The sequence below is a fragment of the Stenotrophomonas sp. As-7 genome, assembly GCF_030291015.1.
GTDB classification, from domain to species: Bacteria; Pseudomonadota; Gammaproteobacteria; order Xanthomonadales; family Xanthomonadaceae; genus Stenotrophomonas; species Stenotrophomonas lactitubi.
This window is the reverse complement of sequence record NZ_CP127405.1, coordinates 40,033-52,703: the sequence shown is the minus strand read 5'-3', so window position 1 is coordinate 52,703 and position 12,671 is coordinate 40,033. Positions and strand designations below refer to the sequence as shown.

Genomic DNA, 12,671 nt, shown 5'->3' with positions numbered 1-12,671 from the left:
CCGATAAGCCTGGGGATTCCAGCGCGCGCTCAGTCCAGCGCGCGATAGCGGAAGCTGCGGAAGGTTACCGCACCGTTGCCGGCCGCATACAGCGCCGGTTTCAGTGCCAGGAACTTGCCGGCCACATTGTGATGGTAACCGGACACTTCCATCTGAACCGGATACTTCTGCCAGCGCTGGCCATCGGCGCTGGAGTGGATGGTGACGATGTGGCGGTTGTTGGTCACCCGCAGCCAGAGCCGGCCGCCCTTGGCACTGGCCGCCAGCCGGGTGGGGCGCTCCTCGCCGTAGCGGTGCATGACGAACTGCTCGCCATTGCTTCCCACGCCCACGTACAGGCGGTCGCTGTAGAACAGCAGGGCACCGCCGACCGCGCCGGGGGCGATCTCCATCTGCACCTCGAACTGGTACGCCGGGTCGCCGGCGATGGTGGTCAGTGGCGAGGCATCGCGCGGCGTGCTGCCCTTGCCCTGCAGCACCAGGCCGTCGCCGCTGAAGCGCAGGCGCCGGTATTCATCCACCGCCGGGTTGAAGAACGCCCACTGCGGGCCGAGCGTGCGGCCGTTGAAATCATCGGACAGGGCCATCCCGTGCGGCGTCAGCGCGCTGCCCGATGGCTTGCGCAGCGGCTGCCCGAGGTCCCCGCCCTTGGCCACGAACCAGCCATCGGCGGTCCACTCGATCGGCTCCAGCAGGGCCTGCCGGCCCAGCGTCCAGAAGCCGTTCTCGTAGCCGTGGTACATCATCCACCAGCGGCCGTCGGTGCCTTCGATCACCGTGGCGTGCCCGCGCGACCACCACGGTTCAGCGGCCGACTGCGTGCGCATGATCGGGTTGTTCGGCGCGTTCACCCAGGGGCCGTGGATCGAGCGCGAGCGCGCGGTGATCACCATGTGCCCGGTCGGTGGGCCGGCAGTGCCGCCCACCGCAGTGGTCATGTAGTACCAGCCATCGCGGAAGTGGATCTTCGGCCCTTCCTGCGCGTACGCCTCCACGTCCCAGCTTTCCGGGTAGCGCCAGCCGTCGTACACGTGCTTCGGCGTACCCACCACGCTCAGGCCGTCATCGGCCAGCTGCACATAGTCGCCACCGCTGAGGAACAGGTAACGCTTGCCGTCTTCACCCACCGCATGGCCGGGGTCGATGTAGCCGCCCAGGCCGATGTCGATCGGTGCGCTCCAGGGGCCGGTGATGTCATCGGCCCAGACCACGAAGTTGCTGCGGCGCTCACCGGTGCGCGCCGGGAAGTAGATGAAGTAGCGTCCGTGGTGCTTGACGATGTCCGGCGCCCAGATCGCGCCCACGTTCTGCGTGATCGCATGGCCGAGCGGCTGCCAGTTGACCAGGTCGCGCGAGTGCCAGATCGGCAGGCCGGGGTAGGCGTCGAACGAAGACAGGGTGAGGTAGTAGTCCTCGCCGTCCTTCAGCACCGACGGATCGGGCCTGTCACCAGGCAGCACCGGGTTGAGGAAGGTGCCGTTGCCAAGGTCAGCCTGGCGCTGCTGCTCGATGCCGCGCTTCCACTGCGCGGGCGCGGGATCGGCAGCCAGTGCAGGCAGCGCAGCCAGCAGCAGGCCGAGCACGGCAGTTGCAGCAGCGCGGTGCAGGGTGTGTGTCATGGGAGCGCCTCCGCTCATCAGGCGCGCAGCGCGGCGGGCAGCCACAGCGACAGCGACGGGAAGAAGGTGACGATCAGCAGCACGCCCAGCGCGGCGAACCAGAACGGCCAGATGGTGCGCATGCTCTGGCCGACGCTGATCTTGCCGATGGCGGTGCCGATGAACAGCACCGAGCCTACCGGCGGGGTGACCAGGCCGAGGCCGCCGGTCAGCACCAGCACCAGGCCGAAGTGGATCGGATCGATCCCATAGGCCTTGGCCACCGGCAGGAAGATCGGCGTGCAGATCAGGATCATCGGTGCCAGGTCCATGAAGGTACCCAGCAGCAACAGCATCACCACGATCATCAGCAGCACCATGAACTGGCTGTGCGCGAACGACTGCAGGAAGTCCACCGCCGCCGCCGGCACCTGCAGGTAGGCCAGCAGCCAGCCGAACACCGCCGCAGTGGCGATCACGAACAGGATCACGCCGGTGCTGCGCGCGGCATGGATGACGGTGTCGAAGAACTCGCGCCAGCGCAGTTGCCGGTACAGCACGGTGGTGACCAGCAGGGCGTAGACAACGGCGATGGCCGCGCTCTCCACCGCGGTGAAGATACCGGCGCGGATACCCACAAAGATCAGCGCCACCAGGCCCAGGCCGGGCAGGGCGGAGACGATGCGCAGCAGCACCGCGCGCCAGCCCGGGAACACTTCCACGCCATAGCCACGGCGACGCGCGACCACATAGCCGGTGATCATCAATGCCAGCGTCATCAGCAGCGCCGGCACGATGCCTGCGGCGAACAGATCGGCGATCGACAGGCCACCACCGGCAGCGGCCGAGAACAGGATCAGGTTGTGCGATGGCGGCACCAGCAGCGCCACCAGCGCGGCGGTGATGCTGACGTTCACCGCGAAGTCGCGGTCGTAGCCGCGCTTGACCATCTGCGGAATCATCGTGCCACCCACGGCCGAAACATCGGCGATGGCCGAGCCGGACACGCCGCCGAAAAACAGCGAGGACAGGATCGACACCTGGCCCAGGCCGCCACGCATGCGCCCCACCAGCGATGACGCCAGGGCGATCAGGCGTTCGGAGATGCCGCCGCGCATCATGATCTCGCCAGCGAAGATGAACAGTGGAATGGCGATCAGCGAGGCCGAACCGGTGCCGGCGGAGATCTGCTGGACCAGCACGATGCTGGGGATGTCCAGGTAGAGCAGGGTAGCCAGCGCGGCGGCGGCCAGCGCGTAGGCCACCGGCACGCCCAGCAGCAGCAGTGCGGCGAAAACAGCGAACAGGATGGTGATGCCCATGGATCAACGATCTCCTTCAGCGTCGGCGTCGGCTGGCGTGGCCTGCAGCGCCTTCCACGCACGGTTCAGTGCGAACAGCAGCATCAGCGCACCGCCCGCTGCCAGCGGCAGGTAGTTGATGCTCTGCGGCAGGTTGGCGCCGGCGGTCTTGATGTCCATGCCATCGAGCAGCAGGTCGGCCGACCAGAACGCGATGAAGCCACCCAGCACGGCCACCACCAGCTGGGTGAACACATCCACCGCCCGGCGCAGGCCGGCCCCCATGTAGGCGTGCAGCAGGAAGAAGCCGAAGTGGCGGTTGGTATGCACGCCGCAGGCCGCGCCCAGGCTCATCGCCGTGGCCAGCAGCAGCAGCGTCACCGGCTCGGTCCAGCTGGGCGAATCGTTGATCACATAGCGGGCAAACACCTGCCAGCCCTGCACCACCACCAGGCCCAGCAGCGCAGCCACGGCGATGTAGATGGCGATGTCGGCGATGCGGTCCAGCAGGCGCTGGCCGGGGCCGGCGGCGGCAATCGTCGTCTCGGTCATGGCAGTGTCCTCAAGCGGCAGCGCGGATGCGGGCGACCAGCGCGGCCAGCTCGGGTTGCTGCAGGTACTGCTGCAGCAGCGGCTGGGCGGCGGCGCGGAACGCGGGAAGGTCCACCTCGTTGGCTTTCACGCCAGAGGCCAGCACCGCGCGACGCGCGGCATCTTCGGACGCATCCCATTGCTCGCGCATCACCTTCACCGAGGCGCGTGCGGTCTCCAGCAGCAGCTGGCGATCGGCCGGCTGCAGGCGCTCGAAGCTGGCGCGCGACATCAGCAGCACGTCCGGCGCATACGAGTGATCGCTCTGCGACCAGTAATGCGCCGCCTCGAAATGGCGGCTGGAATGGAAGCTGCGCATGTTGTTCTCGGCACCGTCGATCATGTGCGTCTCCATGCCGGAGAACGTATCGCCCAGCGACATCGGCGTCGGGTTGGCGCCGAGCAGGCGCATCAGCTGGATGAAGATGTCCGAGGACGCCACGCGCAGTTTCAGCCCGTGCAGATCGCTGGGCTGCACGATGGGATGCTTGGTGTTGTAGAAGCAGCGCGCGCCGGAATCATAGATCGCCAGGCCGACCAGGTCGCGGCTCTCGAAACCCCGCAGCACCGCCTCGGCGATGCCGCCATCGAGTGCGGCGCGCTGGTGCGCCACCGACTCGAACACATACGGCAGGCACAGTGCCTGGGTCAGCGGAAATGCGTTGTTCAGCGCACCGGCATACACGCGGGTGATGTCGATGGCACCGAAACGGGCCATGTCGATCGCTTCCGATTCGCGACCGAGCTGGCCGGAATGGTATTGCCGCAGGCGCAGGCGACCGTTGCTTTCACGCTGCAGCGTTTCGCCGATCCACTTCACCGCGGTCACGGTGGGGTAGTCGGCCACATGCACATCAGTGGCGGTCAGCAGCTGGCCACCGTCGATGGCATCGGCGGGCCCGCGGCCACAGGCCGCGAGCATCGGGGTGGCCAGCGCAGCAGCGCCACCGGCCAGGAAGTGTCGTCGTGTGATCATCTGCGCCCTCCCGCGCGTGTTCACCGGATCGTGCGGCGGTTACCCGGCCGGCACGGCCCTGCAGGCAATCTCGCCGATGCCGGCAAACCGCACCAGCGCCGTCTGTCCTGCGGTGATGTCATGGATGCCGGTGGCGTTGCCGGTGGCGATCAGGTCGCCGCGCCGCAACGGCCGGCCGCGCAGTGCCGAACGGGACAGCGCGAACGCGTACGCCGCGCGCAGGCCACCGGGCAGGCGGGTCGCTCCGCCGGTGCCGACCACCTCGCCTTCGATCAGGGTTTCGGCGCGCAGGTCGGTCTCGTCGCGGGCAGTCCAGTCGGCGATCTCCGGCCCCAGCACCAGACCGTTGTTGTTGCCGAAGTCGGACACCACCACGCGCGGGCCGAGCTCGTTGATCGTCGCCAGCGGGCTGCTGGCCACTTCCACGCCGATGTACAGGCGCGCCGGCAGCGCTTCAGCCTGCTCGGGTGACCAGTGCAGCTGCGCGGCTGGAGCGTCCTCCAACAGCTCCAGCACGTACTCCGCCTCGACCGCGCCGAAGCCGCCGACGAACACCGGGATGTCCACTGTTCCACCGGTAGCATTTTTCAGCTGACGCGAGAAAACCGGGCCCAGCAGACGGTCGTCGCCGGATGCATCGCGGCGCTCGGCGGCGATGTAGCCGACCTTCCAGCCGACCACGTGGTCATCCCAGCTGGCGATGGCCAGATCCTGCACCTGGTAGGCAGCCACCAGGTCAGGCGGGACAAGGCCCGGGAAGCCGGGCAGGGCCTGGCCGGCGCGGCGCGCGGTGGTGAAGGCGTGGGCGATCGCGGCCGCATCGTCCGGCGGCGGCGTCTGCCCATGTATGCCGTGTTCGTTGCTCAAGAACGGTCTCCCTCTGGCGTTGTTGCACTGCCCATCGACAGCGTCTGCAGGAGGTGTATATGGTAAACCGGTGTCATCGTGCAAGCCGCAGCGCATCACGAGCGCTTGTCGGTGACCTCAGCCACTCTGTTGCCTCCCCGTTGGAGCCCTGCCCACCATGCGTTTTTCCCGTGTGCTGTTGTTGCTGACCGGCCTGCTGTTGGCCATCACTGCGTCCGCCGTCGATGCGCCGCTGCGCGCGGGCGAGCGGCTGGGCAAGGAGCTGGCTGGTGAACAGATACCCCTGTGGCCGACCGGGCAGGTGCCCGGTGAAATGGGCACTGCGCGGCCGGCGCGCGTGGTCGAGCGCAGCGATGATCCGGCCCACCCTGATCGCTTCATCGACCAGGTCGATGCGCCCTACCTGCTGGTGCACACGCCGGCCCACGGCAACGGCCGCGCGCTGCTGGTGATTCCCGGTGGCGGCTACCAGCGCGTGGTGATCGACAAGGAGGACAGCGCGCTGGTGCCGGAGTGGGTGGAGCGTGCCGGCTATACCCTGTTCGTGCTGCGCTACCGCCTGCCGCAGGCCGGCCGCGACCGCCAGGCGGCGCTGGCCGATGCGCAGCGCGCACTGCGCGTGGTGCGCGACCAGGCCGCGCGGCGCAGGCTGGATGCCGACAGCGTGTCGGTGATGGGCTTCTCCGCCGGTGGCCACGTCGCCGCACGGCTGGCCACCGGCTTCGATGCGCCGGTCTACCCACCGCGCGATGCCATCGACCGCCTCAGCGCGCGTCCCGCCCGCGCGGTGCTAGTGTATCCGGTGATCGACATGGGTCCGCATGCTCACAGCGGTTCACGCGGACGTCTGCTGGGCGAGCAGGCCGATGCGGCGCTGGCCGCGCAGTACTCGATGCAGCAGCACGTACGCGCGGACATGCCGCCGACGCTGCTGATCCATGCCAACGACGACCGCGTGGTCAGCGTGCACAACAGCGAGGTGATGGCGCAGGCGCTGGCCAAGGCGGGCGTCGAGCACGAACTGCATCTGTTCGCCCACGGCGGCCATGGCTTCGGCATGCGCATGCCGCCTGATTCAACGCTGGCCGTGTGGCCGCTGCTGGCACAACGCTGGCTGCAGGCGACGGAGGCCGCACCTTGAGCGCAGGGACGACCGACCTGCAGCGCCGTCGTTTCCTGCGCGACAGTGCACGCTGGGCGCTGGCCACCGCTACCCTCGCAGCACTTCCAGTATCCGCGATGCCTGGACCACGCGATGACACGCAGATCGTTGCGCGCGTCCGTGGCGGCCGCGTGCGTGGCCAGCGCGAGCACGGCGTGCACATGTTCCGTGGCCTGCGATATGGCGCCGACACTGCGGCCTACCGTTTCCAGCCGCCGCGCCGCGAGACGGGCTGGCGTGGCATCGCCGACGCCCTGGAATACGCCGCCTCTGCGCCCCAGACCGGAGCGGATGGTCCGGGCAGCGAAGATTGCCTGTTCCTCAACGTATGGACGCCAGCGCTCGGCGACGGCGGCAAGCGGCCGATCCTGGTGTACCTGCATGGCGGCGGCTTCAACAACGGTTCCGGCAGCGACCCGCTGTACGACGGCAGTGCGCTGTGCCGACGCGGCGACGTGGTGGTGGTCACCGTCAATCATCGCCTGAACACCTTCGGCTACCTGTACCTGGGCGCGCTGGGCGACCCGCGTTATGCGGCCTCCGGCAACGTCGGCCAGCTCGACCTGGTGCAGGCGCTGCAGTGGGTGCGGGAGCACGCCGCGGTGTTCGGTGGAGATGCCGGCAACATCACCGTGTTCGGGCAATCCGGTGGCGGCGCCAAGATCGCCACGCTGATGGCGATGCCCGCAGCGAAGGGGCTGTTCCAGCGCGCGTGGACGATGAGCGGGCAGCAGGTCACCGCGGCCGGCCCGCGTGCGGCGGCGCAACGCGCTTCGATTGCGATGGACGCCGTGGGCGCGCGTGACCTGCAGGCACTACTGCGCTTGCCAGCAGCCGACCTGTTGGACGCTACGCGCACACGCGATCCCTCGCGGGTGGAAAGCAGCGCGCTGTATTTCGGCCCGGTGCTGGATGAGGTGGTGCTGCCGGTGCATCCGTTCTGGCCACAGGCACCGGCGCAGTCCGCGTCGATTCCGATGGTGATCGGCAACACCCGCGATGAGACGCGCGCGTTTCTAGGCAACGACCCGGCCAACTTCACGCTGACCTGGGAGAGTCTGCCGGCGCAGCTGGAGAAGCAGCAGTTCGTCGATCTTTTACCTTCTGTGGTGATCGCAGAATATCGACGCCTGTACCCGCACTACACGCCGTCAGAGGTGTTCTTCGCCGCCACTACGGCCGGTCGTTCCTGGCGTGGTGCAGTGGAAGAACTGGAGGCGCGCGCCCGGCAGACATCGGGTGCCGCACCGACCTGGGCCTACCAGCTCGATTGGCCGTCACCGGTGGAAGAGGGACGTCTGCGCGCGTTCCACACGCTCGATATCCCGCTGGTGTTCGACAACGCCGGCCTGCCCGGTGCCCGCACCGGCGGTGGTGACGCCGCCATTGCACTGGCGGCGACGATGAGCGATGCCCTGATTGCGTTTGCACGTTCTGGTGATCCGAATCACGCAGGACTGTCGCAATGGGCCCCGTATTCACTGCCACAACGGCAGACGATGCTGTTCGATCGGCACAGCCGCGTGGTTGACGATCCACGTGCGGGAGAGCGTGCGCTCTATGCAAAAGTGCCCTTCGTGCAGCGCGGCACGCAGTGATGACACCGCGATGCAAACATTCTGTTAACCCGCCTCGGCTAGAGTCGGTTCATGGAAGCGATGTTCACGCCACCGCCGTTCGCCGGCCGCGAACGCTTGATTGCAGGGATCGACGGCGCTGTCTGCCTGGTCGATCCGAAGGCGATCACCGATGCGCTGCAGCGGGTGCTGCGCGAGGCCATCATCGATCCGCTGATCGAACTGCCGCCCTGTGTACGCCGTCCGGTGGATGGCCATTACGCGCGCCGTGAACTGCACCGCAGTCCTACGCTGGGCTACAGCGTCATTGCGATGTGTTGGGGCCCGGGGCAGGGCACGCCACTGCACGACCACGATGCGATGTGGTGCGTGGAGGGCGTCTGGCAGGGCGAGCTGATCGTGACCCCGTATGCGTTGCTGGAACAGCGTGGCGAACGTCACCGCTTCGCCGCGCAGGACACGCTGTACGGGCACCGTGGCAGCGCCGGCAGCCTGATTCCACCGTACGAGTACCACACGCTGCGCAACGCCAGCGACGAGGACATAGCCGTATCCGTCCACGTCTACCAGGGCGTGATGGAGCGCAGCGCGGTGTTCGATCCGCTGGATGACGGCTGGTACCAGCGCCGGGTGAAGGTGATGGAGACCGAGGCGTCCTGATAGCGTTCCGCCGGGCATGGCCCGGCGCTACCAGGGCTTGTGGGCAACCGATTCATCGGTAGCGCCGGGCCATGCCCGGCGGAACGCGGAATTCATCGCGGCACATCCACCAGATTGTTGAGCCGCGTCACTTCCTCACCGCCGTCGGCCAGCGCAACGCGCACGCGCAGGCCACTGCGATCACCCGCCGGCAACGGCAACGACACCACTGCGGTCTTCGGCAGCAGGTCGGTCGGTGCGGCCATCGCCGGTACTTCGGTACGTGCGATCTCGCGGCCCCGCGCATCTTCCAGCACCGCCAAACCCACGCCGCTGGCCACATGCCCAAGGCCATGTACCGTCACGTGTACCTGGCGCCCGTCCATCCGCACATCACCACGGCCCACGCCCAGATCCGGACGCGTATCCACCGGCGTCCCCGCAGACACGCGCTCGAACTCGAATACCTCGGTGCGGCCAGGTTGGAACTGCATCGGTACCGAAGCACTCGTTTCCAGCTGCACCACGCGCTCGCGCGGCGTACCGTCGATGCGGCCATCGCCGTCGCCATCCACGCCACTGCGCACGCGCCAGGTACCGCTTGCCACGTTCCAACCGGTCATGTCAGCGGCGATCACGCGCGAACCGAGGTTATGGCTGGTGACCGCGAAGCGCTCGCGCGAGGGCGCATGCACCAGCAGCGCTACCTGCTCGGCAGCGCCCTCACGATCGAAGCGCCAGCTGACGGTATGCCCGGGCCAGCTCTGGTTGCGCTTCAGGGCGATGCCGCCCAGCCGCGCACGCTGCAGGAACTCGCTCGGCGCTTCCACCCGGTCGGACCACCAATGGCCTTCGGTGTTCATGTACGCGCGTTGCGCCTTGGCCTGCAGGCCATCGGCATGCAGTGCATCGATGTACTTGCGGTCGCCGCTGGCCTGCCAGGCCATCAGGCTGGCGATGCCGGTCTTCCCGGCATCGGCCTCGGCGGTCAGCAGCGGGTACCAGTCCTGCTGCCGGCCCAGCGCTTCCACGTAGTTCTCGCCGAGGTTGGCCAGCGCGCCGGGCCCGCCGCGTTGCACGCGATAGTCGAGGGCCTGCAGGTACTTCGCATCGCCGGTCCAGCGCCATGCCGCCCAGAACGTGTGCATGGTGTCGCCGCTGCCGGAACCGTTGTTGAGTTCGCCGCCACGGGTCTCACCGGTCGCCCAGTTGATTTCGTTGGGCAGGGTGAAGCGGCCCTTGTCGTCGCTGCCGGCATGGGCCAGATAGCCGTCCGCCAGGCCGATCACCAGCCGGCGCCCGGTCGGGTCGGCGTTGTACTGGCCCAGCAGGAACGCCGGATGCAGCACCGGGAACGAGTATGGCTTCTGCCATTGCCAGTTCGGTTCGCGATAGACCTTGTTGCCACCGAACCAGTTGCTGGAGAACAGCAGATGGCCCTGCGGGTTGCGCAGGATGATGCGCTCGTCGAACGCCTTCACCGTTTCCATCAATCGTTCCAGGGTCAGCGGATCGCCCCAGTTGAGGTAGAGCATCGCGCTGTTGGTGTTGATGCCTTCCTCGTAGGCATGCAGCTCATCGGTCTCGATGGTGCTGAGGCCATTGCTGAACATGCCATTGCGGTACACCGCGTCTGACAATGCGGTCAGCGAGGCATTCAGGCGGTCCGGCTGCACGCCCATCAGGGCCAGCCCCGGCCATTGCTGGGTCAGGTCGGAATCGTCGGAGATGCCACCACCGAAATCGCCGTAGGCCACCTGCCGCTGATCGATCCACCAGTCGACGAACTGCCGCACCTGGGCCAGGTCCTGCACCTGGTGGAACGCCCACGCCGGTACCCCCTTGGGCACCTCCGGCGCGGTGTACGGCGGTCGCCCCTGGCTGTTGTAGCTGATGTAGTTCCAATACAACCGGCCCAGCTCGTGGTCCGGGTCGACCCGCAGCAGATCGCTCAGGTCCGCGTATACGCGCGCGTAAAGGCGCTGGCGCTTGGAGGTGGTGTGTTCCTCCACCAGGAAGCCCCAGTTGTCGCGCACCTGGTTGAAGCGGTCGGCCAGGTGCTCCTTGATCGCCTCGGCGCGTGGCTTGAACACCAGCCGCACCTGCGCACCGTCGAGAGACGTCGCGTCGAAGCCGGGCGCAGCCGAGGCGATGCTCAACCACAGGCTGTCGGGCGTCAGGATGCGGTCGCGCAGGTCCAGCCACAGCGTGCGCTTCTGCCCGGGTTGTACCGAGACCGAAACATCGATCATGTCGCGCGCCGGCCAGATCGGATCCTTGATGCGGATGTTCAGCGGGATCAGCCCATCGTGCGTGGCCGGCAGGTCCAGTGCGGGGATGTCGATAGCCACGCCGTCCAGGCCGTCATGCATGTTTTCCCAGCTGTAGGCCCAGCTGCGGATCAACGGCTGGTTGGCCGGCGCATCACCCACGCCGGAGGGAATCAGCACGTGCACGATCGGCTTCGGCTGGGCCGGCAGCGTGTCGGCGCTGCGGCGCCGCGAGCCTGCGCCCTTCGGCAGCGCCATCACCGTGCTGCGTTCGGCCAGCGGATAGCGGCCGTCGATGTAACGGCGCAGCGTGTCCAGGTTGGTGTAGTCGGGCAGCGCCTGGCTGTCGATGACATAGGTCTGCTTGACCGTGCCATCGGGCTCGGCGCCTTCGCTCACGTCATACGCCCAGATTTCCTGGATCGGCGTTTCCTGTTCAACGTTGCTGAAACGCAGCACGCCCCCGGTCTGTGCCGGAATGTCGTCGACGCTGCGCACCACGCCTTGGGGACGCGTTGCCAGCACCTGCGTGGCGTGCGCCGCATCGCGGCCATGGGCCAGCGTGCCGAACGCCGCACCACGGATCTCCACGCGGTTGACGGTCTCGCCGACCGGAACGGTGAGGTCCAGGTGCTGGCCGCTTTCCACATAGGTGTTCCAGTCCGGCAACTGGAAGTAGTCGTTGCGGCCGGGCAGGCGCGAGCGGTTGTAGACGCCGGGCCACGTGGTCTCGGCGATGCCGTCGGTGGCCTTCCACATCCATGCCTTCAGATCACGGGCATCGGCAAACTCGATCTTGCGGATGCGCGTGCCGGCGGCGCTCAATGCCGGTGGCGGTGCGCCGTCCCAGCCGAAGCGATGGCGCCAGGCGCGATCATCGCTGGCGCCGGCAACGGCGCTGGTGACGGCCTTGCCACGCGCGAGCGCACTGACGGCCGCAGCATCAAGCATGCGGTCGTACACGCGGATGTGCTGGAAATCACTGCCGCGCAGGAAGTTGTAGCGGCTCTGCACCTGGTAGGGCGCCATCACCCGTCCGGCCAGGCCGAGCTGGTCCAGCGCTGCATCGTAGTCACCGCTGGCCTGCACACGCGCCACTTCGCGACCATCGACGAACAGGCGCACGCCCTGGTCTTCATCCCAGGCGAAGGCCAGGTGCAGCCATTGGTCCGCGCGTGGCGGCGTGTCCATGCGGAACGACACGCGCGTGCGGGCGAGGTTGGCATCGGTGACGAACGCATCGAAGCCGTGCCCGTTCCAGTCGATGCGCAGCCAGGCCATGTCCCAGCTGCTGTGGTCGGCATAGCCGACGCGGAAGATCACGAACGGTGCTTCACCCACTGCGTAGCGCGCGCGCCAGTCGAAGGCGAGGGTGCCGCGCTGGGCGAGGATGTTGCCGGGCGCATCCCAGGCCAGTACGCCGTCGTCCTGCCACTGGATCGCCTTGCCGCGTGCTCCGTCGTCGACGATGTCGACCTTGTCGCGGAAGTTCGGCACCGCCTCACCCTGCGCCACCACGGCCTCAAGACCCTTGCCGGCATGGACGTGGAACAGCAGCGTGGGTGCATCGGTAGCGGCCATCGCGGGGCCGGCAGCCAGGGCCACCGCCAGCAACAGGCAGCGGGACAGGGTCGAGCGGTGCGGCATCAGGCGTTTCCTTTCAACGGGCGACGGCCGGCAAGGGCCGCCG

Annotated in this window: 9 protein-coding genes; 3 read left to right on the top strand and 6 right to left on the bottom strand. The window is 67.8% G+C overall.

Annotated features, from left to right (window positions below; translation table 11 throughout):
• Positions 1–29: 29 nt before the first annotated feature.
• The 5 genes from QP457_RS00220 to QP457_RS00200 are packed head-to-tail and all read right to left on the bottom strand — an operon-like array spanning position 30 to position 5,315.
• A complete protein-coding gene (locus tag QP457_RS00220) occupies positions 30–1,619 on the bottom strand; it encodes a family 43 glycosylhydrolase (RefSeq protein ID WP_205404637.1) in 1,590 nt (529 codons plus the stop codon).
• 17 nt (positions 1,620–1,636) lie between these two features.
• Complete coding sequence (locus QP457_RS00215) at positions 1,637–2,920, bottom strand: TRAP transporter large permease (RefSeq protein WP_099819446.1); 1,284 nt, start codon at positions 2,918–2,920, stop codon at positions 1,637–1,639.
• Between the two features lie 3 nt (positions 2,921–2,923).
• Positions 2,924–3,451 carry a TRAP transporter small permease gene (locus QP457_RS00210; protein ID WP_205404636.1) on the bottom strand — a complete coding sequence of 176 codons (528 nt, stop codon included), beginning with the start codon at positions 3,449–3,451 and terminating at the stop codon, positions 2,924–2,926.
• A gap of 10 nt (positions 3,452–3,461) precedes the next feature.
• Positions 3,462–4,466, bottom strand: a complete 1,005-nt coding sequence (locus QP457_RS00205; RefSeq protein WP_100461726.1) for a TRAP transporter substrate-binding protein — start codon at positions 4,464–4,466, stop codon at positions 3,462–3,464.
• 39 nt (positions 4,467–4,505) lie between these two features.
• On the bottom strand, positions 4,506–5,315 hold the full coding sequence (locus QP457_RS00200; RefSeq protein WP_180164859.1) for a 2-keto-4-pentenoate hydratase: 810 nt from the start codon (positions 5,313–5,315) through the stop codon (positions 4,506–4,508).
• A 175-nt stretch (positions 5,316–5,490) separates the two neighbouring features.
• Between QP457_RS00200 and QP457_RS00195 the strand changes: the two genes are divergently transcribed.
• Genes QP457_RS00195 through QP457_RS00185 form a run of 3 tightly spaced genes read left to right on the top strand, consistent with a single transcriptional unit; the run spans position 5,491 to position 8,732 of the window.
• Positions 5,491–6,474: an alpha/beta hydrolase gene (locus tag QP457_RS00195; protein ID WP_205404635.1), complete on the top strand. Its 984-nt coding sequence runs from the start codon at positions 5,491–5,493 to the stop codon at positions 6,472–6,474.
• A complete protein-coding gene (locus tag QP457_RS00190; protein ID WP_205404634.1) occupies positions 6,471–8,093 on the top strand; it encodes a carboxylesterase family protein in 1,623 nt (540 codons plus the stop codon). Before QP457_RS00195 ends, QP457_RS00190 begins: the two co-directional genes overlap by 4 nt.
• Before the next feature lie 51 nt (positions 8,094–8,144).
• Positions 8,145–8,732, top strand: coding sequence for a cysteine dioxygenase family protein (locus QP457_RS00185; RefSeq protein ID WP_205404633.1), 588 nt, complete (start codon positions 8,145–8,147; stop codon positions 8,730–8,732).
• 92 nt (positions 8,733–8,824) lie between these two features.
• Here the strand turns inward: QP457_RS00185 and QP457_RS00180 are convergent, their stop codons facing one another.
• Complete coding sequence (locus tag QP457_RS00180) at positions 8,825–12,628, bottom strand: LamG-like jellyroll fold domain-containing protein (protein ID WP_205404632.1); 3,804 nt, start codon at positions 12,626–12,628, stop codon at positions 8,825–8,827.
• Positions 12,629–12,671: the final 43 nt, after the last annotated feature.